Source organism: Caenispirillum bisanense (assembly GCF_039523075.1).
GTDB classification, from domain to species: domain Bacteria; phylum Pseudomonadota; class Alphaproteobacteria; order Rhodospirillales; family Rhodospirillaceae; genus Caenispirillum; species Caenispirillum bisanense.
The window spans coordinates 16,214-38,295 of the sequence record NZ_BAAAEP010000025.1 but is presented as its reverse complement, the minus strand read 5'-3'; the positions used below and the strand labels follow the sequence as shown (position 1 = coordinate 38,295).

Here is a 22,082-nt window from a genome sequence, read left to right as displayed (position 1 = left end):
CGTCAAGGCCGCGACGGCGGCGACGGGCAGCGGGACGAGCGGCCTCCGCCACGCCTCCCGCAGCGGTGGTGCCAGCAGGAGAAGCGTCTAATATTTTAAGCCCACTGCGCAAGCGATGGGCGTTTCTGCCTGAGTTTTGTGCACGGGCGCTTGGCAAGCGGGCGGCGCACGAAAAGTACGCAAAAAGGAGTTGTCTAAAAAATTAAACGCTGCCATGCTGCATTTGCATGGCCGGGTCGGGGGCGCCTTGGCGTCCCGGGGGCAGCGTAACCTATCGACAATACGAGAAACACGGGACGGCAACATGGCAGGCACGGAAGCCCCCCTGGTCGCGTTCGAAGGGGTGCAGAAGACCTACGACGGGGAGATCCTGGTCGTTAAGGACCTCAATCTGGAAATCAGCAAGGGCGAGTTCCTCACCATGCTCGGCCCGTCAGGCTCGGGCAAGACGACCTCGCTGATGATGCTGGCTGGCTTCGAGGTGCCGACCCACGGCGACATCAAGCTCGCCGGACGGTCGCTGAAGAACACCCCGCCGCACAAGCGCGACATCGGCATGGTGTTCCAGAACTACGCCCTGTTCCCGCACATGACGGTGGAAGAGAACGTCGCCTTCCCCCTGTCGGTGCGCAAGGTGAACAAGTCCGACCAGCTGGCGCGGGCCCGCAAGGCGCTCGACATGGTGAAGCTGTCCGGCATGGGCTCGCGCCGTCCGGCGCAGCTGTCGGGCGGTCAGCAGCAGCGCGTGGCGCTTGCCCGCGCGCTGGTGTTCAACCCGCAGCTGGTGCTGATGGACGAGCCGCTCGGCGCCCTCGACAAGCAGCTGCGCGAGCACATGCAGATCGAGATCAAGCACATCCACGAAAGCCTGGGCGTGACGGTGGTCTACGTCACCCACGACCAGTCGGAAGCGCTGACCATGTCGGATCGCATCGCCGTCTTCAACGACGGCATCATCCAGCAGCTGGCGCCGCCGTCGGACCTTTACGAAAACCCGCAGAACAGCTTCGTCGCCCACTTCATCGGCGAGAACAACATCCTGAACGGCACCGTCGAGACGGTGGACGGCGGCTTCTGCACGGTGCGGCTTGACTCGGGCGAACAGATCACCGCCCGCGCGGTGAACATCGGCGGCCCCGGCAGCCGTACCAGCCTGTCGTTCCGGCCGGAGAAGGTGGAGATCGAGGGCGTCGGCCCCGACCACCCCAACCGCCTGCCGGCCCGCGTGCAGGAAACCATCTACCTCGGCGACCACATGCGGGTACGCATGAAGGTCGCGGGCAACGACGAATTCACGGTGAAGATGCGTTTCCGCTCCGGCCGCGCCGTGCCGCATCCGGGCGAGGAAATGTTCGTCAGCTTCGCCGCCGAGAACTGCCTGGCGCTCGACCCGGTCGCCTGACGCAGCGACCGGCGCCGCCGCCCGCCCCGCGGGGGCGGCGCGCAGGGAGGATTGCGTCACCTTACAGCAGGGAGAACTTCGACAATGAGCATCGTTAGGAAGGGGATCATTGCCGCCGCGGCCGCCGCCGTCGTCGCCACCGCCGGTGTCGCCGCCCAGGCCCGTGACCTGACCGTCGTGTCGTGGGGCGATGCCTACCAGGCCGCGCAGGGCCGCATCTACTTCAAGCCGTTCAGCGAGCAGGCCGGCGTGCCGGTGATCGACGTGCCGTGGAACGGCGGCATCGGCGTGCTGCGCGCCAAGGTCCAGGGCGGCGCCAGCGACTGGGACGTCGTGCAGGTGGAAAGCGAAGAGCTGGAACTCGGCTGCGAGGAAGGCATCTTCGAGGAACTGGACTGGTCGAAGATCGGCGGCAAGGATGCCTACATCCCCTCCGCCGTGCATGACTGCGGCGTCGGCGCCATCGTCTACAACTTCGTCATCGGCTACGACAAGAACAAGCTGAGCGACGCGCCGGACGGCTGGGCCGACTTCTTCGACACCCAGAAGTATCCGGGCAAGCGCGCCCTGCGCAAGGGCCCGAAGACCACCCTGGAAGCCGCGCTGATGGCCGATGGCGTGCCGCCGGCCGAAGTCTACAAGGTGCTCGGCACCGACGAGGGCATCGAGCGCGCCTTCAAGAAGCTGGACAGCATCCGCGCCGACCTCATCTTCTGGGAGTCGGGCGCCCAGCCGCCGCAGCTGCTCGCTTCCGGCGAAGTCACCATGACGTCGGTCTACAACGGCCGCATCGACGCCGCCAACAAGAACGACAACCGCAACTTCGGCATGGTGTGGAACGGCAGCCTGTTCACGGTCGACAGCTGGGTCATCCTCAAGGACAGCCCGAACCTCGACAAGGCCTACCAGTTCCTGGCCTTCGCCGGCACCCCTGATGCCCAGGCGAAGCTGCCGCTGGAGATCGCCTACGGTGTCACCCACAAGGACGCCATCAAGCAGATCCCCGAAGAGCGCGGCAAGGACCTGCCGACCTACGAGGCGAACATGGCCAACGCCATCCAGATCTCCGACGCCTTCTGGCTGGAGAACATCGATCGCCTGACCGAGCGCTTCAACAAGTGGGCTGCCACCCAGTAAGGCACCCACCCGAAGCCTGAGTGGCCGGCGGAGGCGGTGGGGCCGGGCCCACCGCCTCCCGAAGGCCGGACCTTGCGGAAGAAGAGCGCCCATGTCGTCCGACGTCGCCCTGTCGCCCACCGCCCGCCCCGCCGGAGACGCCAAGGAGCGCAGCGCGCTCAAGGCCAAGCTCCGCCGCGCCGAGCGGATGCGGCAGCTGAAGGCCTTTGGCCTCATCGCCCCCCTGCTTGTGTTTCTGCTGATCACCTTCGTGATCCCCATTGCCGGCATGATGCTGCGCAGCGTCCACGACCCCGAGCTTTCGCAGGTCTGGCCGCGCACCACCGCCGCCATCGGCACGTGGAGCGACCGCAGCCAGCTGCCGTCGGAGGAGATTTACGCCGCCCTCGCCGCCGACCTGCGCGAGAGCCGCGAAAACCGCACCATCGGCACCGCCGCCCGACGCCTGAACTACGACATCAACGGCGCCCGCACCTTCATCATGGGCACCGCCCGCGCCCTGCCGGACACGGCCGAGGCGTGGAAGCCGGTGCTGATGGAGCTGGACCCGGCCTGGACCAACGTCGAGACCTTCGGCGCCATCGACCGCGCCAGCGGCCCGTTCACGTCGTTCTTCCTGCTGGCCGCCGTCGACAAGGAAAAGACCGCCAGTGGCGCCATCGTCAGCGCGCCGGAGCAGGAAGCGGTCTACCTGACCCTGTTCGGACGCACCTTCTTCATCTCCACCATGGTCACGCTCATCTGCCTGGTGATGGGCTTCCCGGTGGCCTACCTGCTGGCCAACCTGCCGCCGAAGAAGGCCAACCTTCTGATGATCCTGGTGCTGCTGCCGTTCTGGACGTCGCTGCTGGTGCGCACCGCCGCCTGGGTGGTGGTGCTGCAGGAACAGGGGCTGGTGAACGATGCGCTGCGCTTCCTGGGCATCCTGGATGAGCCGCTGCGCCTCATCTACAACCGCACCGGCGTCTACATCGCCATGGTCCACATCCTGCTGCCGTTCATGATCCTGCCGCTCTACTCGGTCATGAAGGGGATCAAGCCGGTGTACATGCGGGCCGCCACCTCGCTCGGCGCGCCGCCGGTGACCGCCTTCGTGCGCGTCTACCTGCCGCAGACCCTGCCCGGCATCTCGGCCGGCGCCCTGCTCGTGTTCATCATCGCCATCGGCTACTACATCACGCCGGCCCTGGTGGGCGGTGCGGCCGACCAGATGATCAGCTACTTCATCGCCTTCTACACCACCGGCACGGTGAACTGGGGCATGGCGGCGGCGCTCGGCGCGGTGCTGCTGGTGGCCACCATGATCCTGTACGCCGTCTACACTCGCCTTGTCGGTGCCGACAAGGTGCGCCTGGGCTGACGCGGGAAGGAGGACCAGATCAATGTCTACGCATACCCGCACGCCCACCGAATGGTTCTGGCTCTGGGTTCTGTGGCTGAGCGCCGGCTTCGTGCTGTTCTTCCTGATGGCGCCGATCATCGCCATCATGCCGCTCAGCGTGAACTCCGGCCAGTTCCTGACCTACCCGCTGCAGGGCTACTCCCTGCGCTGGTACGAGGCGTTCCTGGAAAGCCCGCGGTGGATGAGCGCGGTGAAGAACAGCCTGTTCGTCGGCTCCATCTCCACCCTGCTCGCCACCACCCTCGGCACGCTGGCGTCGCTCGGCCTGGTTCGGGCGACCTTCCGTGGCAAGGGGCTGATCATGGCGATCGTGCTGTCGCCGATGATCGTGCCGGTCATCATCACCGCCGTCGGCTTCTACTTCTTCTTCGCGCCGCTCGGCCTGACCAGCAGCTACACCGGCCTGATCCTCGCCCATACCGCCCTGGCGACGCCCTTCGTGGTGATCACCGTGTCGGCCACCCTGCAGGGGTTCGACATGAACCTCGCCAAGGCGGCGGCCAGCCTGGGGGCCCATCCGACGACGGTGTTCTTCCGCGTCATCCTGCCGCTGATCCTGCCGGGTCTGGCGTCGGGCGCCCTGTTCGCCTTCGCCACCAGCTTCGATGAAGTGGTGGTGGCCCTGCTGGTGGCCGGTCCGCAGCAGAACACCCTGCCGCGCGAGATGTTCTCCGGCATCCGCGAGAACATCAGCCCGATCATCACCGCGGTCGCCACCATCCTGACCCTGATGTCCATCGCCCTGCTGGCGAGCCTGGAGGCCCTGCGCCGCCGTGGCGAGCGGCTGCGCGGCATCAAGTCCTGACGATCCGGCTGCCGCCCGCCCGCCGGGCCGGCAGCCGCGTTGTTCCCGCGGGCGGGGTGCTCTAGATTAGGAGAAACCCGCCCGCAGGAGCCGATGCGATGGGACACGACTGGAAGCCGACACCTCAGGAAGAAGCCGAGAAGCGGGCGATGGGGCTGCGTCCCATGGTGGTGTGGGTTCCCGATCGCTCTGCCCCCGGCTACGCGGCAGAGGCTGCCCGCCAGTCCCGCAATGCGGCACAGTCGCCCGAAGAAGACGACATCACCCGCTTCATCGAGGAAACGGGCGACTTCGGGGACGAGGAATGAAACGCGGCATGGTCGTCCTGGTGGCGGCCGCCGGACCCTACAGCCGCAAGCCGCGGCCGGCTGTCGTGGTGCAGGCGGAAGAGTTCGCCAACACCGAATCGGTGGTGATCTGTCCGCTCACCACCCACGCCGTCGACGCGCCGCTGTTCCGCCCGCAGTTCGACCCCGGCGAGAGCAACGGTCTGAAGCAGACGTCCTTTGCCATGGTGGACAAGGTTTATGCCATCCCCCGGCGGAACATCGGCGGCGTCATCGGGCAGTTGCGCCCGGATCAGGTGGCGCTGCTTGACCAGGCCCTCGTCACCTTTCTCGGCCTCTCCCCGGCCTCATAGGTAAGGCGGCGTGCAGGCGGAGACGATGACGCAGGCCTCGTCGAAGGGATTGCGGAAGCGGTGGGGCTGGCGGCTGTCGAACAGGTAGCTGTCGCCCGGCTCCAGGATCTCCTTCTGGTCGGTGACCGTCAGCTCGATGCGGCCGGAGATGACGATGCCGCCCTCCTCGCCAGCGTGCTGCAGCATGGTGCGGCCGGTGTCGGCGCCGGGCTCGTAGGTTTCGTGCAGGATCTGCAGGGTGCGGTTGCGCAGGTCGCCGACCTGCCGGAACAGAACCCGCCCCTTGCCGATCTCGCTGGTCAGCTGGATGAGGTCCATCGGCTTGAAGAAGATCTTCTCCCGCGGCGGCATCTCGTTCGAGAAGAACTCGGCCAGCGACATGGGAATGCCCTGCAGCACCTTGCGCAGGGAGGCGACGGAGGGACTGTTGCGGTTCTGCTCGATGAGCGAAATGGTGCCGTTGGTCACGCCGGCCCGCTGGGCAAGCTGGCGCTGCGACAGACCGTGCTGTTCCCGTATGGCACGCAGGCGGGCGCCCACGTCGAATTCCATGTCCCCTGACCTCCCGTTTTTTATGTCGTCTAATATTTTAAACTGAGGAACGGCCGTTCACCAGCCCGAATATGTGAGTGGAGCCCCGGCATTTTCCCTGAATGGACCGTGACGGAACGGCCCCGGATGCGTTGTCTATTTTTTTAAACGTGGTAGCCTGTTCGGCACGCCCACGAAACGGCGATACGGCCGCCCTGCCGGTGCTGCGGCCGCCGCCCCGAACCAGACCAAGGAGGCAATTCACGATGGTGCAGCTCAGCGACGCCAAGCTCCTGCGCGACAAGGCCTACATCGATGGCGCCTGGGCCGGCGCCGACAGCGGCAAGACCTTCGCCGTCACCAACCCGGCCGACGGCAAGGAGCTGGCGCAGGTGCCCGACATGGGCGCCGCCGAAACCCGCCGCGCCATCGAAGCCGCCGACCGCGCCCTGCCCGGCTGGCGCGCCAAGACCGCCAAGGAACGCGCCACCATCCTGCGCAAGTGGTTCGAGCTGATCATGGCCGCCCAGGAAGACCTGGCGAAGATCATGACCGCCGAACAGGGCAAGCCGCTGGCCGAAGCCCGCGGTGAAGTGGCCTACGGCGCCTCGTTCATCGAGTGGTTCGCCGAGGAAGGCAAGCGCATCTACGGCGACGTCATCCCGAGCCACGGCGCCGACAAGCGCATCCTGGTGCTGAAGCAGCCCATCGGCGTGGTGGCCGCCATCACCCCGTGGAACTTCCCCAACGCCATGATCACCCGCAAGTGCGCCCCCGCCCTGGCGGCCGGCTGCACCGTGGTGATCAAGCCGGGCGAAGACACCCCGCTGTCCGCCCTCGCCCTGGCCGAACTGGCGGAGCGGGCGGGCATCCCCGCCGGCGTCTTCAACATCGTCACCACCGCCAACGCCAAGGAAGTGGGCGGCGAACTGACCGCCAACCCCATCGTCCGCAAGCTGTCCTTCACCGGCTCCACCCAGATCGGCAAGCTGCTCATGCAGCAGTGCGCCGGCACCGTGAAGAAGGTCAGCCTGGAGCTGGGCGGCAACGCGCCGTTCATCGTGTTCGACGATGCCGACCTGGACGCCGCCGTCGCCGGCGCCATGATGTCCAAGTACCGCAACGCCGGCCAGACCTGCGTCTGCGCCAACCGCATCCTGGTGCAGTCGAGCGTCTACGACGCCTTCGCCGCCAAGCTGGCCGAAGCCGTGCGCAAGATGAAGGTCGGCTCCGGCTTCGAGGAAGGCGTCACCACCGGCCCGCTCATCAACGAGAAGGGCATCGCCAAGGTGGAGCGTCTGGTCGAGGACGCCGTCGCCAAGGGCGCCAAGGTGGAAATCGGCGGCAAGCGCCACGAGGCCGGCAGCAATTTCTACGAGCCGACCATCCTGACCAACGTGTCGAAGGACATGGAGCTGTTCTCGGAAGAGATCTTCGGCCCGGTCGCGCCGCTGTTCAAGTTCGACACCGAGGAAGAGGCCATCCGCATGGCCAACGACACCCAGTACGGCCTCGCGGCCTACTTCTACGCCCGCGACATCGGCCGCATCTGGCGCGTGTCGGAGGCGCTGGAATACGGCATCCTCGGCATCAACGAAGGCATCATCTCCACCGAAGTCGCCCCCTTCGGCGGCATCAAGGAGTCCGGCATCGGCCGCGAGGGCTCCAAGTACGGCATGGATGACTTCATCGAGATCAAGTACCTCTGCATGGGTGGCATCAAGTAAGCCGGGCAGACCAGCAGAGTTCTTACCTACCCCATCAAACGAAACCGACAGACTATCAGCCGGAGTCCTTTACAATGACTGCTAACCTGGAGCTGAACGCCCGGCGCGAGACCGCCATTCCCCGCGGCGTCGCCACCATGCTGCCCGTCTTCACCCAGCGCGCCGAGAACGCCGAGATCTGGGACGTCGAAGGCAACCGCTACATCGACTTCGCCGGCGGCATCGCGGTCCTCAACACCGGCCACATGCACCCGAAGGTGAGGGCCGCCGTCGCCGGCCAGCTCGACAAGTTCAGCCACACCTGCTTCCAGGTGACGCCGTACGAGAGCTACGTCCAGCTGGCCGAGAAGCTGAACGCCCTGGTGCCCGGCCCGACGCCGAAGAAGACCCTGTTCCTGACCACCGGCGCCGAGGCGGTGGAGAACGCGGTCAAGATCGCCCGCGCCTACACCAAGCGGTCCGCCATCATCGCCTTCTCGGGCGCCTTCCACGGCCGCACCATGATGGGCATGGCGCTGACCGGCAAGGTCGTCCCCTACAAGGCCGGCTTCGGCCCGATGCCGGCGGAAGTGTTCCACGCGCCGTTCCCCAACGCCTACCACGGCGTGTCGGTGGAAGATTCGCTCAAGTACCTCGACACCCTGCTCAAGTCCGACGTTGATCCGGCCCGCGTCGCCGCCATGATCCTGGAGCCCGTCCAGGGCGAAGGCGGCTTCAACATCGCCCCGGCGGAATGGCTGCAGGCCCTGCGCAAGATCTGCGACGAGCACGGCATCCTGCTCATCATCGACGAGATCCAGACCGGCTTCGCCCGCACCGGCAAGATGTTCGCCATCGAGCACGCCGGCATCGAGCCCGACCTGATGACCATGGCCAAGTCGCTGGCCGGCGGCTTCCCGCTGTCCGCCGTGACCGGCAAGGCCGAGGTGATGGACGGCGCCAATCCGGGCGGTCTCGGCGGCACCTATGCCGGCAGCCCGCTGGCCTGCGCCGCCGGTCTGGCGGTGCTGGAGGTGATCGAGGAAGAAGGCCTCATCGCCCGCGCCAACGCCATCGGCACCCTGATGACCGACCGCCTGAAGGCCATGGCGCAGAAGAACAGCCTGTCCTGCATCGGCGACATCCGCGGCCAGGGCGCCATGATCGCCATGGAACTGGTCACCGACCGCGACACCCGCGCCCCGGCCGCCGACCTGACCAAGGCGCTGGTCCAGGCGGTCGCCAAGAAGGGCCTGATCCTGCTGGCCTGCGGCACCCGCGGCAACGTCATCCGCTTCCTGGTGCCGCTGACCGCCTCCGACGCCCTCATCAGCGAGGGCCTGGACATCATCGAGTCGACCCTGGAGGAACTCGCGGCCGCCGCCTGATCCCCTTGGCAGCGATCCACGAACCCTGCACCCTCCCCCAGGGATGGCGGCCCGGCTTTCCTCCCCGAGGCCGGGCCGCCGATCTTTCAGCCCTGTTCCGCCACGCCAGCCCCTCCGAGGTCCGCCCATGACGTCCAACAGCCTGCGCGACGCCGACATCGCCTACGCGCTGCACCCCTACACCAACGCCGTCGCCCACGAGCAGTCGGGCCCCATGGTCGCCGTGCGCGGCGAAGGCGTGCGCGTCTTCGACGACGCCGGCAAGGACTATATCGAGGGCATGGCCGGCCTGTGGTGCACCTCGCTCGGCTTCAACGAGCCGCGCCTGGTGGAGGCGGCCAAGCGCCAGATGGAGGCGCTGCCGTTCTTCCACATGTTCAACCACAAGGCGCACGAGCCGGGCATCCGCCTGTCGGAAACCCTGGTGCAGATGGCGCCGGTGCCGATGTCGAAGGCCTTCTTCTGCAACAGCGGGTCGGAAGCCAACGACACCGCCGTGAAGATGATCTGGTACTATCACAATGCCATCGGCAAGCCGGAAAAGAAGAAGATCATCGCCCGCCTGCGCGGCTACCACGGCGTCACCGTCGCCGCCGCCAGCCTGACCGGGCTGCCGCTGAACCACCGCAGCTTCGACCTGCCCATCGACCGCATCCTGCACACCTCCTGCCCGCACCATTACCGCTACGGTGAGGCCGGCGAGACCGAGGAAGCCTTCGCCGACCGCATGGCCGCCGACCTGGAAGCGCTGATCGAGCGCGAGGGCGCCGACACCATCGCCGCCTTCTTCGCCGAGCCGGTGATGGGCGCCGGCGGCGTCATCGTGCCGCCGAAGACCTACTTCGAGAAGATCCAGGCGATCCTGAAGAAGCACGACATCCTGTTCGTCGCCGACGAAGTGATCTGCGGCTTCGGCCGTACCGGCAGCATGTTCGGCTCGGAAACCTTCGGCCTGCAGCCGGACATCATGACCATGGCCAAGGCGCTGTCCTCGGCCTACCTGCCCATCTCGGCGGTGCTGATCAACGAGAAGGTCTATCAGGGCATCCGCGGCGAAACCGGCAAGATCGGCTCCTTCGGTCATGGGTATACGTACAGCGCCCATCCGGTGGCCGCCGCCGTCGCCAACGAGACGCTGAAGATCTATGCCGAGCGCGACATCATCGGCCACATCCAGGCGGTGGCGCCGCGCATGCAGGCCCGCCTGAAGGCGCTCGCCGACCACCCGCTGGTGGGCGAGGCGCGCGGCGTCGGCCTGATCGGCGCGGTGGAGCTGGTGACCGACAAGGCCACCAAGGCCAACTTCGACCCGTCGCAGGCAGTCGGTCCGCGGGTGGTCAACCAGGCCCAGGCCAACGGCGTCATCCTGCGCGCCATGGCCGGCGACATCATCGCCTTCTCGCCGCCGCTGATCATCAGCGAGGTGGAAATCGACCAGATGTTCGACCGCTTCGAACAGGCGCTGAACACGGTCACCCACGAGATCGGCGCCCCGGCCTGACGCAGCAGCCCGCCCTCTCGACGGCCGCATCACGAGGCCCCGCCGGAGCACTCCGGCGGGGCCTTGCCGTTCACGGGCGGGACGGCCGTCCCCGCCGCCGCACCGCCGCCACCGCCGCCAGCCCCGCCAGCAGCAGCGCCGCCGAAGCCGGCTCCGGCACCTGCAGCGGCGTCAGCAGCGCCGCCAGGGTCAGGTGCGACAGGCCCGGCACCTGGCCGCCGCCGTTGACCCAGCCGATGGCGAAGCTGCCGCTGGCACCGGTGGAGCCATAGGGGGTGTAGAGGTCGGCGAACAACCAGCTGCCGGCATCGGCGGTGCCGTTGGCGCCATTGGCGGAGCCGGCCTTCAGCAGCACCGCCAGGGTCAGCCGCGCCGGCAGCACGGAGGTCGGATCAGCGGTCCACGAGATGGTCCAGCCGCCGGCAAGGTCGGCGGCAATGCCGGTGATGATCAGACCGCCGAGGTTCACGCTCAGGGCGGTGTCGGCGCCGTCCCATTTGCCGACCGCCACCAGCCCGTCGCCCCATAGCGCCCGCAGGATCTGCTGCTCCGACCCATTGCCGTTGCCGCCGAGGGCGGTCTTCGCCTCCTTGATCGAAAAGGCGCCGTAGCAGTCGGAGGCGGTCTGTACCCCCGCCCCGACGTCGGTGCTGACGTCGTCGGGGGCGATGGTGGCACCCCCGGCGCTGCAGTAGCGGCCGGGGTCGATGAAGGCGGCGGTGGCCGGCGCGGCCGTCACGGCGGCGGCCATCACGGCCAGGGCGGCCGCCGCAAAAGTTGTCATCCTGCCCATGTCACGCGCGTCTCCCATGGTTGAGCAGCGCCGCAAGGGGGCGCCGCCCGCCATCAGCACGGCCCGTGCCACGGCCGAAAATCGCGCTGCGGCAGGCACTTGCGCCATGCTCCCGCAAACATCGAACCAACCCTGTCAGAGCCGCCGACTGCGCCCTTGGGGGCAAGACCGACCTTGGCCCCTGCGCCCCCTGCGCGGAAGGGCGCGGCCTGCCTGCGACGAAGATCGTGAAAAGGGGCCGCTCAGGCCGCCATCCTCGCGCGCCGGACGGCAGCGGCGGCGTTTTCCCGCGAAAGGCGAGATGTCAGAGCCACCGACACCCGCCGCTCCCCCGCCCCTATCGCCACTGGCCGTCCCGCGTCAGGTCGGCGACGATGTCCAGCAGCAGGCCGCGCACCGCCCCGGCCGCGATGGACAGGGGCCGGTCCGAGGGGTGGGCGAGCTGGATGGTGCGGTCGATGGTGGGGGCGATGATGGCTGCCCCGGCCAGCCGGCCCTGGTCCAGTTCCCGCGCCGCCACCCGCCGCGACAGGATGGCATAGCCGGCGCCACCCTCCACCAGCGCCTTGATGTGCTCCAGCGCGTCCAGTTCCAGGATCACGTTGAGCGGTGCGCCGGTCTCGCGGGCGGTGCGCTCCACCTCCCGCCGCAGGCCGTGGGGGGCGCCGGTGAGGATGAGCGGCAGGCCCGCCGCCTCGGCAAAGGGCAGCCCGGCCGCGCCGGCGGCGGTCAGCAGCGGATCGTCCTTCGGCCCGATCACCCACAGTCCTTCCTGCGCCAGCGGCGTCAGGGCCAGGCGCTGGGGGGTGTCGACGTCGAACACGATGGCGAGGTCCAGCTGCCCCGCCCGCAGCCATTCCAGGGTGTGGCCGGACAGACCCTCGGCGATGCGCAGGGTGACCTGCGGCAGCGCCCGCCGCACCGCCAGCGCCAGCGGCACCGTCAGCACCATGCCAAGCGAGGTCGGGATGCCCACCGCCACCGGCCCCGACGGCACCGAGCCGGCGCCGCGGATGTCGTCGCGCAGCGATTCCACTTCCGCCAGGATGCGGCGGGCGTGGGCGGCCAGCCGGGCCCCCTGCTCGGTCGGCACCACGCCGCGGGCGGTGCGCAGCAGCAGCTCCACCCCCAGTTCCTCCTCCAGCGCCTTCACATGCGCCGACAGGGCGGGCTGCGCCACCCGCAGCCGCTCCGCCGCCCGGGTGAAGGCACCATCGTCGCAGATGGCGAGGAAATAGCGCAGCTGGCGCAGGTCCATGGCCGCCCCCCCAGGTGATCGAGGGTCCAAACCTATCCCGTTTCCTTCACCCCCGCAATCGAGCCATAGCTTCTGCCTATGGCTTGCATCACAACTCCGTCTTTGATCCCCCTGCCCCGCCGCGCCATCCTCAGACCTGCAAGAGACATCCGACATTCGGAGAAGCCGGAACCATGAAGCCGTTTACGTGGGAAGACCCGTTCCTCCTCGACCAGCAGCTCACCGACGAAGAGCGCATGGTGCGCGACAGCGCCCGCGCCTATTGCCAGGAAAAGCTGCAGCCGCGCGTCACCAGCGCCTTCGAGGATGAGCGCTTCGACCGCGAGATCATGTCCGAGATGGGCGAACTCGGCCTGCTCGGCCCGACCATCCCGGAAGACTACGGCTGCTCCGGCGTCTCCCACGTTGCCTACGGCCTGATCGCCCGCGAAGTGGAGCGGGTGGACAGCGGCTACCGCTCCGCCATGTCGGTGCAGTCGTCGCTGGTCATGCACCCGATCTATGCCTACGGCACCGAAGAGCAGAAGAAGAAGTACCTGCCGAAGCTGGCCACCGGCGAGATGATCGGCTGCTTCGGCCTGACCGAGCCGGACGCCGGCTCCGACCCCGGCAGCATGAAGACCCGCGCCAAGAAGGTCGACGGCGGTTACCTGCTGTCGGGCTCCAAGATGTGGATCACCAACAGCCCGATCTCCGACATCGCCATCGTGTGGGCGAAGTCCGACGCCCATGAGGGCAAGATCAAGGGCTTCATCGTCGAAGCGTCCTCCAAGGGCTTCTCGGCGCCGAAGATCACCCAGAAGGCCTCCCTGCGCGCCTCCATCACCGGCGAGATCGTGCTGGACGAGTGCTTCGTGCCGGAAGAGAACCTGCTGCCCGGCGCCAGCGGTCTCGGCGGTCCGTTCGGCTGCCTCAACAAGGCCCGCTACGGCATCGCCTGGGGCACCATGGGCGCCGCGGAGGATTGCTGGCACCGTGCCCGCCAGTACACGCTCGACCGCAAGCAGTTCGGCCGCCCGCTGGCCCACACCCAGCTGGTGCAGCTGAAGCTGGCCGACATGCAGACGGAAATCACCCTCGGCCTGCAGGCCTGCCTGCGCGTCGGTCGCCTGATCGACGACGGCAACTGGGCGCCGGAGATGATCTCCCTCATCAAGCGCAACAACTGCGGCAAGGCCCTGCAGATCGCCCGTGTCGCCCGCGACATGCACGGCGGCAACGGCATCAGCCTGGAGTTCCAGGTCATCCGTCACATGATCAACCTGGAAACCGTCAACACCTACGAGGGCACGCACGACGTCCACGCCCTTATCCTGGGCCGCGCCCAGACCGGACTGCAGGCCTTCGGCTGACGCCGAGCGCCTGTTGAAACGCGGCGGGACGACCGATCCCTGCCCGGCTTCCCAAACGGCCGTTCCGCCGCGTTTCCCCTATCCACGCCTTCCCGCTGTCGCCGCCAGGAGACTTCGCCACCATGACCGGCCCGCTTGCCCATGTCCGCGTCCTCGACCTGAGCCGCGTCCTCGCGGGGCCCTGGGCCGGGCAGATGCTGGCGGACCTCGGCGCCGAGGTCATCAAGGTGGAGCGCCCCGGCGCCGGTGACGACACCCGCGGCTGGGGCCCGCCGTTCCTCAAGGACGAGGCCGGCAACGACACCGCCGAAGCCGCCTACTACCTGTCGGCCAACCGCGGCAAGCGCTCCGTCACCATCGACTTCACGCAGCCGCAGGGGCAGGAGCTGGTGCGCAAGCTGGCCGCCGATGCCGATGTGGTGATCGAGAACTTCAAGGTCGGCGGCCTGAAGAAGTACGGCCTCGACTACGCCAGCCTGAAGGCGGTGAACCCGTCGCTGGTCTATTGCTCCATCACCGGCTTCGGCCAGGACGGGCCGTATGCCCACCGCGCCGGCTACGACTTCATGATCCAGGGCATGGGCGGGCTGATGAGCCTGACCGGCGCCCCCGACGGCGCCCCCGGGGCCGAGCCCATGAAGGTCGGCGTCGCCATCACCGACATCTTCACCGGCATGTACGCCACCTCGGCCATCCTGGCGGCGCTGTCCTACAAGGAGCGCACCGGCGAGGGCCAGCACATCGACATGGCGCTGCTGGACGTGCAGGTGGCGACCCTTGCCAACCAGGCGATGAACTACCTCGCCGGCGGCATGGTGCCGAAGCGGCTGGGCAACGCCCATCCGAACATCGTCCCCTACCAGGCCTTCCAGACCGCCGACGGCTACATCATCCTGGCGGTGGGCAACGACGGCCAGTTCGCCCGCTTCTGCGCCGTCGCCGGCCAGCCGGAGCTGGCGCAGGATGCCCGCTACGCCACCAACCGCGCCCGCGTGCAGAACCGGGACGAGCTGGTGCCGCAAATCGCCGAGCTGATCCGCGCCTGCCCCTCCGCCTTCTGGCTGGAGAGCCTGGAAGCGGCCGGCGTCCCCTGCGGCCCGATCAACACCCTCGATCAGGTCTTCGCCGATCCGCAGGTCATCCACCGCGGCCTCAAGGTCAGCGTGCCGCACCCGACCGCCGGCCACGTCGATCTGGTGGCGAGCCCGATGAAGTTTTCCGCCACGCCGGTCGCCTACGACCGCGCGCCGCCGACGCTTGGCCAGGATACCGATGCGGTGCTGCAGGGCCTCGGCCTTGCCGCCGACGAGGTGGAGCGGCTGCGCCAGGCCGGCATCGTCTGACACCTGACCGGTTTTCGAGCCCGACCTGACTCCCTCCCAGGGCTCCCCCCGCGCGACGATCCGCGCACACCTTCGGCGTCCTCCTGCCCTACCAGGAGGACGCCGATTTTTTTCGTGCGCTCAGGGGGTCGCGGTCAGCTTTTCATAGGCCGCCATGGCCTCCATCACCGCGATGTCGAGCAGCCGGCCGCCGTGGTCGGGGCTGGCCAGCGACGGGTCGGAGCCGATGCGGCCGTCGGGGTGGACGGCGCGGTAATGGGCCGGGCCGTGGAAGGCGTGATGCGGCGCCACCGCCGGGTCGAGCGGCGCCGCCAGCACCGGCGCGTGATCGGGGTAGAGGAACTGCATCAGGCTGATCTCGGTGCAAGTGGCGTGGCTGCCTTCGGCGGCGCCGAACGCTTCGTCGGCATAGGCCTTCACCTGGGCGCCCGACCACCAGTTCTGCACCGCGAAGCGGACGTCGCCGGCATCGGGGTGGCCGGTGCGGTTCAGTTCCTCGTGGATCTCGTACCACGCCGACTGCAGCGTCGGGATGTTGCCGCCGTGGCCGTTGACGAACAGGAAGCGGCGGAAGCCGTGCGCCGTCAGCGCCATCACATAGTCGCGGATGACGGCGACCAGGGTCGACGGGCGGTAGGTCATGCTGCCGGCGAAGGCCATGTGGTGCACCGCCATGCCGATGTTGATGGACGGCCCGACCATGGCCTCCAGCCGGTCCCCGGCGCCGATGGCGATGGCTTCGGCGCACAGGGCGTCGGTGCCGATCAGGCCGCTCGGCCCGTGCTGCTCGGTGGAGCCGATGGGGACGATGATGCCGGTGGAGGTGCCGAGGTAGCGCTCGACGTCGGGCCAGGTGCAAAGGTGCAGGCGCATGGGGGAAGCTTCCGTATGCCGCGGGGGAGACGGCCGCGCGCGACGCCCGCGGCCGGTGGTCCGCCTTGCCTAGCACGGGCCGCCGGCCGCTGAAAAGGGCCACCCGGCCGCCGACGGTCGACACCCGCCGGCGCCATGTCGGAACGGCGCAAGCCCCCGCTCTGCCTATGCCTTTTTCGCACACCTGCTGCACCGCACTCGGGCGTAGACTTTTCCCTGGGACAGACAAGGGCCCGCGAAAGACGGGTGTCGCGCATCGGGATGCGGCGATCTGCACGGGAGGAAGGTTCATGTCCAGCTTACTTACGGGTCCACGCTTCATGCTGGTGGGCGGCGGCACGGCCGCGCGCGCCGCCGAGGTTCTTGGCCGCATGGGAGTGCGGCGGCCGCTGGTGGTCACCGATCCGGCACTGGCCGGCGGCGACATGCTGCGGCGGGTGCTGGCCCCCATGCAGGACACCGGCGCCTGCGTGCAGGTCTTCCACGACGGCGCCGGCGAGCCGACCGACGAGGCCGTGCGGCGGGGCGTGGCGGTGCTGCAGGCGGGGGATTTCGACGGCGTGGTCGCCTTCGGCGGCGGCTCGGTGATGGATGTCGCCAAGGCCATGCTGCTGCTCTACGGCGGCGGCGGGCCGCTGCGGCGCTGGGCGCTGCCGCAGGCGGCCGACCTGCGGGTGCTGCCGCTGCTGTGCATCCCCACCACCGCCGGCACCGGCTCGGAAGTCAGCCGCTTCGCCGTCATCATCGACCAGGGCAGCGGCGAACGCCTGATCCTCGCCGGCCTCGGCTGCGTGCCGGAAGGCGCCATCATCGACTGGGAACTGACCCTCGACCTGCCGCGCCGGCAGACCATCGACGGCGGCCTCAACGCCCTCACCCATGCCCTGGAAGCCTACGTCAGCCGCCGCGCCACGCCGGTGTCCGACGCCCTGGCGCTGTCGGCCCTGCGGCTGATCGGCAAGGCGCTGCCGCGGGTGGTGAAGTCGCCCGGCGATGCCCACGCGCGCGAAGACATGATGACCGCCGCCATGGAGGCCGGCCTCGCCTATTCCGATGCCTCGCACGGGCTGGTGGACGGCATGAGCCGGGCCATGGCGCTGTTCTTCCGGGTGCCGCAGGGGCTGGGCAGCGCCATGCTGCTGCCGGCCGTCACCAGCTTCAGCCTGGCGGCGGCGCCCGAGCGCTATGCCGAGGCGGCCCGCGCCATGGGCGTGGCGCACGAGCAGGACGACGACGATGTCGCCGGCGCCAAGCTGGTGGGCTGGCTGCGCCGCCTGTGCACCGACCTGGAGGTGCCGAGCCCGCGCGCCTTCGGCATCTCGGAGGACGCCTTCATGGAGGCCCTGGCCGGCATGGCCGATGCGGCGGTGCCGCCGGGCCTGGTGCCCGACCCCGCCCACCTGCCGACGGCGGAGCAGATCCAGGCGCTCTACCGCCAGTCCTTCGGCTGATCGCCCGCCGCTCCACCGGCCGCGCGCCGCCGGGCCCGGCGCCTACCAGCGCCAGCCCAGCGGCCGCAGCCACTCGGTCACCGGCTGCAGCAGGCCGAACAGGCGGGCGTGCAGCGCCCAACGCCAGAACGTTTCGGCGATGAAGGCGTCGTCGCGGCTGACCTTCCACTTGCGCCAGCGGGGATGGCGCAGGCACTCGAAGGTGACCAGCTGCAGCTGTTCCGAGGGCATGTCGTAGACCCGCACCACATAAGGCCCCGCCGCAACCGTCCGCACGATACGGCGATCCCACGACGTGGGCCCGGAGTCCGTGATGGCTGTTTCGACCATGGGTTCCTCGTCGCCGACGATCCGCGTGCCGGAGCCGTGCCGGGCCGTGTTGCTCCCTCTCGTGGGTAACGCCCGGCGCCTGCGGGCAGATTACAAGATTGGGGTGGTCAGGCGCCTGCCGCCAGTCTGCGGCCGGCGATGAGGAACTCGACATTGCCCTCCGGCCCCTTGATCGGGCTTTCGGTGATGCCGAGCACCTGCCAGCCGTCCAGCCCGGCCAGCCAGTCGCCGATGGTGGCGCAGACCTCGGCGTGCAGGGCGGGGTCGCGCACCACGCCGCCCTTGCCGACCCGCTCCTTGCCGACCTCGAACTGCGGCTTGATGAGGGCGATCAGCCAGCCGCCCGGCTTCACCAGCGCCAGCGCCGCCGGCAGCACCGTGCGCAGGCCGATGAAGCTGGCGTCGCAGACCACCATGTCGACGGCATCGGGGATGTCGGTGGCGGTCAGGTGGCGGGCGTTGGTGCGTTCCATCACCACCACCCGGCCATCCACCCGCAGCTTGTGGGCGAGTTGACCATAGCCGACGTCGACGGCATAGACCTTGGCGGCCCCCTTGGTCAGCAGCACGTCGGTGAAGCCGCCGGTGGAGGCGCCGACGTCGATGCAGACGAAGCCGGACGGGTCGCAGCCGAACTCCGCCAGCCCCTTCTCCAGCTTCAGGCCGCCGCGCGACACCCAGGGGTGATCCTGGCCGCGCACCTCCAGCGCGATGTCGGCCGCCACCTTGACCCCGGCCTTGTCCAGCTTGCGCTCGCCGGAATAGACCAGCCCGGCCATGACCAGCGCCTGGGCGCGGCTGCGGCTGTCCACCAGCCCGCGGTCGACCAGCAGCTGGTCGAGGCGGAGCTTCTCCACCTTGTCCCCCTTGTCGGTGCGCCCGTTCACGGCTTACGCCCGCACCGCGCCTTCACTGCCGCGGCCGAGCGCCTTCAGCGCCGTCGCCACCACGTCGGCGTCGGTCAGGCGGGCCTGGGCGTACTGGGTTTCCGGCTTGTCGTGCTCGAAGAAGTGGTCGGGAATGGCCAGGGTGCGGACCTTCAGGCCGTGGTCCAGCAGGCCCTCGTCGGCCAGGAACTGCAGCACATGGGCGCCGAAACCGCCGCGCGAGCCTTCCTCGATGGTGATGAGCACCTCGTGGCTGGCGGCCAGCCGGCGGACCAGATCGGTGTCGATGGGCTTGGCGAAGCGCATGTCGGCGACGGTGGCGGGCAGACCGCGCGCCGCCAGGTCTTCCGCCGCCTTCAGGCAGTGGGCGAGGCGCGGGCCGAGGGATAGCAGCGCCACCGAGGCGCCCTCGCGCACCACCCGCCCCTTGCCCACCGGCACCGGCTCGCCGGCCTCCGGCAGGGCGGCGCCGACACCCTCGCCGCGCGGGTAGCGGAAGGCGAAGGGACCGTCGCCATAGGCGGCGGCGGTGGCGACGGCATGGACCAGTTCCGCCTCGTCGGACGGACACATGACCACCATGTTGGGCAGGCAGCTGAGATAGGCGATGTCGAACACGCCCTGGTGGGTCGCCCCGTCGGCGCCGACGAAGCCGGCGCGGTCGATGGCGAATCGCACCGGCAGGTTCTGGATCGCCACGTCGTGGACCACCTGATCGAAGGCCCGCTGCAGGAAGGTCGAATAGATGGCGCAGAACGGCTTGAAGCCCTCGCACGCCAGTCCGGCGGCGAAGGTGACGGCGTGCTGCTCGGCGATGCCGACGTCAAAGGTGCGGCCGGGGAACTCGTCGCCGAACACGTCGAGGCCGGTGCCGCCCGGCATGGCGGCGGTGATGGCGACCACCCGGTCATCGCGCCGCGCCTCCGCCACCAGGGCCTTGGCGAAGACGCTGGTGTAGCTCGGCGCGTTCGGCTTCGACGCCGCCTGGGCGCCGGTCACCACGTCGAACTTCGACACCCCGTGGTACTTGTCGGCCGCCGCCTCGGCGGGGGGATAGCCGCGGCCCTTCTGGGTGACGACGTGGATCAGCACCGGACCGGTGTGGTTGGTGTCGCGCACGTTCTTCAGCACCGGCACCAGATGGTCCATCTTGTGGCCGTCGATGGGGCCGACGTAATAGAAGCCCAGTTCCTCGAACAGGGTGCCGCCGGTCATCAGGCCGCGGGCGTATTCCTCCGCCCGCTTGGCGGCGCGTTCCAGCGGACCGGGGAAGCGGGCGGCCATCTCCTTGGCGATGTTGCGCGCCGACAGCCACGGCTTGGACGACAGCACCTTGGACAGATAGGCCGACATGGCCCCCACCGGCGGCGCGATGCTCATGTCGTTGTCGTTGAGGATGACGATGAGCTTGGAGTTCATGGCGCCGGCGTTGTTCATCGCCTCGTAGGCCATGCCGGCCGACATGGCGCCGTCGCCGATGACGCAGACCACATGACGGTCATCGCCCAGCAGGTCGCACGCCACCTTCATGCCGAGCCCGGCGGAGATGGAGGTGGAGCTGTGGCCGGCGCCGAAGGGGTCGTACTCGCTCTCGCTGCGCAGGGTGAAGCCGGAGATGCCGCCCGGCTGGCGGATGGTGCGCAGGGACTCGCGGCGGCCAGTGAGGATCTTGTGGGGGTAGCACTGGTGGCCGACGTCCCAGATCAGGCGGTCGCGCGGGGTTTCGAACACATGGTGCAGCGCCACCGTCAGTTCCACCACGCCGAGGCCGGCACCCAGGTGGCCGCCGGTGCGCGACACCGCATCGATCAGGTCCGCGCGCACTTCCTCGGCCAGCTCCTTCAGCCGGTCGAGGGGCAGGCCGCGCAGGTCGGCGGGGCCGGACACGGTATCAAGGAGCGGGGTAGCGGGGCGCTGGGTCAAGGTATGTTCCTTTGGCGGCAACGGACGGTCAGGCGCGGCGCGTCAGGACGAACTGCGCAACCTCGCGCAGCAGGTCGGCCTCACCGTCGAACGGCTTGAGGTGGGTCACGGCCTGCTGCACCAGCATGTCAGCATGGGTGCGGGCGCGCTCGACACCAAGCAGGGTAACAAAGGTCTGTTTTCCGGCGGCGGCATCCTTGCCGGCGGTCTTGCCCAGTTCGGCGGTATCGCCTTCCACGTCGAGCAGGTCGTCGACGATCTGGAAGGCAAGGCCGAGGTCGTGGGCGTATTTCGACAGCGCCTGCCGCAGCGGCAGGCTGGCCTTGCCGAGGATGGCCCCGGCGCAGCACGAGAAGCCGATCAGGCCGCCGGTCTTCAACTGGTGCATGCGGGTGACGGCGGCGACGTCCATGGCCGGGCCGAAGCCGTCCTGACGCTCGGCCAGCAGGTCGACCATCTGGCCGCCGACCATGCCGCCGGCCCCGGCGGCGCGCGCCAGTTCCATCACCAGTTCCGTCCGCACCGCCGGATCGGGGTGGGCGCCCACATCGGCCAGCACCTCGAAGGCGCGGGTGAGCAGGCCGTCGCCGGCCAGGATGGCGGTGGCTTCGTCGAACCGGCGGTGGACGGTGGGCCGGCCGCGGCGCAGGTCGTCGTCGTCCATGGCCGGCAGGTCGTCGTGCACCAGGCTGTAGCAGTGCAGCATCTCCACCGCCGCCGCCACCCGCAGCGAGGCGGCCGACGACACCCGGAACATGTCGGCGGTGGCGGTGACCAGGAACGGCCGTAGCCGCTTGCCGCCGTTCAGGCAGGCGTAGCGCATGGCTTCCCACAGCCGGCGTTCCGGCAGATCGTCCACCGGCAGCAGGCGGGCGAGTTCCTCTTCCACGGCACTGGCACGCTCGGCCATCAACTCGCGAAGGCGGCTCATGTGGGGCGGATCTCCAGGCAGGCGGCGGGCAACGGGATCGGACGGCGGACCGGGGATGGCGACGGCGGCAACGGCGACGGCCGCCGCTCAGCCGGCCTCGAACGGGACGGCGCCGGTCGGGCGGCCGTCGGCGCCGAGGGAGATTTTCTCCACCCGCTGGCGGGCTTCCGCCAGCTTGCGTTCGCAGTGCTGACGCAGGGCGACGCCGCGCTCGTAGGCATCCACCGCATCATCGAGCTTCACCCGCCCGCCTTCCAGCGAACGGACGATTTCCTCCAGCGCCGCCAGGGCGTCTTCGAAGGACAGCGCAGCGATATCGGCGGGAACAGGTGCGTCGGCCATGCGTCGATCGGGTCCAGGACTGCTGAGGGAGGGGCCGAAGTCTAAGCCTCCCCCCACCCCAAGGCAAGGCGCAAGCGCCCCGCCTTC

The 22,082-nt window shown here is 69.0% G+C and carries 21 protein-coding genes; 12 read left to right on the top strand and 9 right to left on the bottom strand.

Annotation, left to right across the window (positions count from 1 at the left end):
- The first annotated feature begins 304 nt into the window (after positions 1-304).
- The 6 genes from ABD056_RS12555 to ABD056_RS12530 all read left to right on the top strand — a co-directional run bounded on the left by ABD056_RS12555 (position 305) and on the right by ABD056_RS12530 (position 5,386).
- Complete coding sequence (locus ABD056_RS12555; protein ID WP_343867096.1) at positions 305-1,402, top strand: ABC transporter ATP-binding protein; 1,098 nt, start codon at positions 305-307, stop codon at positions 1,400-1,402.
- Between the two features lie 84 nt (positions 1,403-1,486).
- The gene (locus ABD056_RS12550; RefSeq protein ID WP_343867095.1) at positions 1,487-2,539 is read left to right on the top strand and encodes an ABC transporter substrate-binding protein; all 1,053 of its coding nucleotides are present in this window, start codon (positions 1,487-1,489) and stop codon (positions 2,537-2,539) included.
- A 91-nt stretch (positions 2,540-2,630) separates the two neighbouring features.
- Entirely contained in the window at positions 2,631-3,899 is a 1,269-nt protein-coding gene (locus ABD056_RS12545; RefSeq protein ID WP_343867093.1) for an ABC transporter permease, read from the top strand.
- Between the two features lie 22 nt (positions 3,900-3,921).
- Entirely contained in the window at positions 3,922-4,746 is an 825-nt protein-coding gene (locus ABD056_RS12540) for an ABC transporter permease (RefSeq protein WP_343867091.1), read from the top strand.
- 98 nt (positions 4,747-4,844) lie between these two features.
- Positions 4,845-5,054, top strand: coding sequence for an antitoxin MazE family protein (locus tag ABD056_RS12535; RefSeq protein WP_343867089.1), 210 nt, complete (start codon positions 4,845-4,847; stop codon positions 5,052-5,054).
- Positions 5,051-5,386 (top strand): type II toxin-antitoxin system PemK/MazF family toxin, encoded by a 336-nt coding sequence (locus ABD056_RS12530; RefSeq protein WP_343867087.1) that lies wholly within the window; start codon positions 5,051-5,053, stop codon positions 5,384-5,386. The genes ABD056_RS12535 and ABD056_RS12530 overlap by 4 nt, the downstream gene beginning before the upstream one ends.
- Here the strand turns inward: ABD056_RS12530 and ABD056_RS12525 are convergent.
- Positions 5,381-5,938 carry a cupin domain-containing protein gene (locus ABD056_RS12525; RefSeq protein ID WP_343867085.1) on the bottom strand — a complete coding sequence of 186 codons (558 nt, stop codon included), beginning with the start codon at positions 5,936-5,938 and terminating at the stop codon, positions 5,381-5,383. The genes ABD056_RS12530 and ABD056_RS12525 overlap by 6 nt on opposite strands.
- A 245-nt stretch (positions 5,939-6,183) precedes the next feature.
- Between ABD056_RS12525 and gabD the strand changes: the two genes are divergently transcribed.
- The 3 genes from gabD to ABD056_RS12510 all read left to right on the top strand — a co-directional run bounded on the left by gabD (position 6,184) and on the right by ABD056_RS12510 (position 10,512).
- A complete protein-coding gene (gene gabD, locus ABD056_RS12520; protein ID WP_343867083.1) occupies positions 6,184-7,644 on the top strand; it encodes an NADP-dependent succinate-semialdehyde dehydrogenase in 1,461 nt (486 codons plus the stop codon).
- 74 nt (positions 7,645-7,718) lie between these two features.
- Positions 7,719-9,011: a 4-aminobutyrate--2-oxoglutarate transaminase gene (gabT, locus tag ABD056_RS12515; RefSeq protein ID WP_343867082.1), complete on the top strand. Its 1,293-nt coding sequence runs from the start codon at positions 7,719-7,721 to the stop codon at positions 9,009-9,011.
- A gap of 127 nt (positions 9,012-9,138) precedes the next feature.
- The gene (locus ABD056_RS12510) at positions 9,139-10,512 is read left to right on the top strand and encodes an aspartate aminotransferase family protein (protein ID WP_343867080.1); all 1,374 of its coding nucleotides are present in this window, start codon (positions 9,139-9,141) and stop codon (positions 10,510-10,512) included.
- Between the two features lie 70 nt (positions 10,513-10,582).
- Here the strand turns inward: ABD056_RS12510 and ABD056_RS12505 are convergent, their stop codons facing one another.
- Together ABD056_RS12505 and ABD056_RS12500 are read right to left on the bottom strand one after the other, a co-directional pair.
- Positions 10,583-11,305: a PEP-CTERM sorting domain-containing protein gene (locus ABD056_RS12505; RefSeq protein ID WP_343867078.1), complete on the bottom strand. Its 723-nt coding sequence runs from the start codon at positions 11,303-11,305 to the stop codon at positions 10,583-10,585.
- A gap of 337 nt (positions 11,306-11,642) precedes the next feature.
- Positions 11,643-12,563 (bottom strand): LysR substrate-binding domain-containing protein, encoded by a 921-nt coding sequence (locus ABD056_RS12500; RefSeq protein WP_343867077.1) that lies wholly within the window; start codon positions 12,561-12,563, stop codon positions 11,643-11,645.
- 173 nt (positions 12,564-12,736) lie between these two features.
- Between ABD056_RS12500 and ABD056_RS12495 the strand changes: the two genes are divergently transcribed.
- Both ABD056_RS12495 and ABD056_RS12490 read left to right on the top strand, forming a co-directional pair.
- Entirely contained in the window at positions 12,737-13,915 is a 1,179-nt protein-coding gene (locus ABD056_RS12495) for an acyl-CoA dehydrogenase (RefSeq protein ID WP_343867075.1), read from the top strand.
- A gap of 122 nt (positions 13,916-14,037) precedes the next feature.
- Positions 14,038-15,258: a CaiB/BaiF CoA transferase family protein gene (locus tag ABD056_RS12490; protein WP_343867073.1), complete on the top strand. Its 1,221-nt coding sequence runs from the start codon at positions 14,038-14,040 to the stop codon at positions 15,256-15,258.
- Positions 15,259-15,378: 120 nt separating this feature from the next.
- Here ABD056_RS12490 and ABD056_RS12485 read toward each other — a convergent pair whose 3' ends face one another.
- A complete protein-coding gene (locus tag ABD056_RS12485; protein WP_343867071.1) occupies positions 15,379-16,131 on the bottom strand; it encodes a creatininase family protein in 753 nt (250 codons plus the stop codon).
- 290 nt (positions 16,132-16,421) lie between these two features.
- Between ABD056_RS12485 and ABD056_RS12480 the strand changes: the two genes are divergently transcribed.
- Positions 16,422-17,582 carry an iron-containing alcohol dehydrogenase gene (locus ABD056_RS12480; protein WP_343867069.1) on the top strand — a complete coding sequence of 387 codons (1,161 nt, stop codon included), beginning with the start codon at positions 16,422-16,424 and terminating at the stop codon, positions 17,580-17,582.
- A 42-nt stretch (positions 17,583-17,624) separates the two neighbouring features.
- On the opposite strand, the gene ABD056_RS12475 is transcribed toward ABD056_RS12480, so the two are convergent.
- The 5 genes from ABD056_RS12475 to ABD056_RS12455 form a co-directional block, all read right to left on the bottom strand.
- On the bottom strand, positions 17,625-17,858 hold the full coding sequence (locus tag ABD056_RS12475; RefSeq protein ID WP_343867067.1) for a hypothetical protein: 234 nt from the start codon (positions 17,856-17,858) through the stop codon (positions 17,625-17,627).
- Positions 17,859-18,019: 161 nt separating this feature from the next.
- The gene (locus ABD056_RS12470) at positions 18,020-18,799 is read right to left on the bottom strand and encodes a TlyA family RNA methyltransferase (RefSeq protein WP_343867065.1); all 780 of its coding nucleotides are present in this window, start codon (positions 18,797-18,799) and stop codon (positions 18,020-18,022) included.
- 3 nt (positions 18,800-18,802) lie between these two features.
- Positions 18,803-20,722, bottom strand: coding sequence for a 1-deoxy-D-xylulose-5-phosphate synthase (gene dxs / locus ABD056_RS12465; protein ID WP_343867063.1), 1,920 nt, complete (start codon positions 20,720-20,722; stop codon positions 18,803-18,805).
- Positions 20,723-20,750: 28 nt separating this feature from the next.
- Entirely contained in the window at positions 20,751-21,653 is a 903-nt protein-coding gene (locus ABD056_RS12460; protein ID WP_343867062.1) for a polyprenyl synthetase family protein, read from the bottom strand.
- A gap of 87 nt (positions 21,654-21,740) precedes the next feature.
- Complete coding sequence (locus ABD056_RS12455) at positions 21,741-21,995, bottom strand: exodeoxyribonuclease VII small subunit (RefSeq protein WP_343867060.1); 255 nt, start codon at positions 21,993-21,995, stop codon at positions 21,741-21,743.
- Positions 21,996-22,082 lie beyond the last annotated feature (87 nt).

Bases quoted from the DNA above. Each gene is read 5' to 3' on its own strand.
- ABD056_RS12555 (WP_343867096.1), top strand. From the start codon at position 305: ATGGCAGGCACGGAAGCCCCCCTGGTCGCGTTCGAAGGGGTGCAGAAG.
- ABD056_RS12550 (WP_343867095.1), top strand. From the start codon at position 1,487: ATGAGCATCGTTAGGAAGGGGATCATTGCCGCCGCGGCCGCCGCCGTC.
- ABD056_RS12545 (WP_343867093.1), top strand. From the start codon at position 2,631: ATGTCGTCCGACGTCGCCCTGTCGCCCACCGCCCGCCCCGCCGGAGAC.
- ABD056_RS12540 (WP_343867091.1), top strand. From the start codon at position 3,922: ATGTCTACGCATACCCGCACGCCCACCGAATGGTTCTGGCTCTGGGTT.
- ABD056_RS12535 (WP_343867089.1), top strand. From the start codon at position 4,845: ATGGGACACGACTGGAAGCCGACACCTCAGGAAGAAGCCGAGAAGCGG.
- ABD056_RS12530 (WP_343867087.1), top strand. From the start codon at position 5,051: ATGAAACGCGGCATGGTCGTCCTGGTGGCGGCCGCCGGACCCTACAGC.
- ABD056_RS12525 (WP_343867085.1), bottom strand. From the start codon at position 5,938: ATGGAATTCGACGTGGGCGCCCGCCTGCGTGCCATACGGGAACAGCAC.
- gabD (WP_343867083.1), top strand. From the start codon at position 6,184: ATGGTGCAGCTCAGCGACGCCAAGCTCCTGCGCGACAAGGCCTACATC.
- gabT (WP_343867082.1), top strand. From the start codon at position 7,719: ATGACTGCTAACCTGGAGCTGAACGCCCGGCGCGAGACCGCCATTCCC.
- ABD056_RS12510 (WP_343867080.1), top strand. From the start codon at position 9,139: ATGACGTCCAACAGCCTGCGCGACGCCGACATCGCCTACGCGCTGCAC.
- ABD056_RS12505 (WP_343867078.1), bottom strand. From the start codon at position 11,305: ATGGGCAGGATGACAACTTTTGCGGCGGCCGCCCTGGCCGTGATGGCC.
- ABD056_RS12500 (WP_343867077.1), bottom strand. From the start codon at position 12,563: ATGGACCTGCGCCAGCTGCGCTATTTCCTCGCCATCTGCGACGATGGT.
- ABD056_RS12495 (WP_343867075.1), top strand. From the start codon at position 12,737: ATGAAGCCGTTTACGTGGGAAGACCCGTTCCTCCTCGACCAGCAGCTC.
- ABD056_RS12490 (WP_343867073.1), top strand. From the start codon at position 14,038: ATGACCGGCCCGCTTGCCCATGTCCGCGTCCTCGACCTGAGCCGCGTC.
- ABD056_RS12485 (WP_343867071.1), bottom strand. From the start codon at position 16,131: ATGCGCCTGCACCTTTGCACCTGGCCCGACGTCGAGCGCTACCTCGGC.
- ABD056_RS12480 (WP_343867069.1), top strand. From the start codon at position 16,422: ATGTCCAGCTTACTTACGGGTCCACGCTTCATGCTGGTGGGCGGCGGC.
- ABD056_RS12460 (WP_343867062.1), bottom strand. From the start codon at position 21,653: ATGAGCCGCCTTCGCGAGTTGATGGCCGAGCGTGCCAGTGCCGTGGAA.
- ABD056_RS12455 (WP_343867060.1), bottom strand. From the start codon at position 21,995: ATGGCCGACGCACCTGTTCCCGCCGATATCGCTGCGCTGTCCTTCGAA.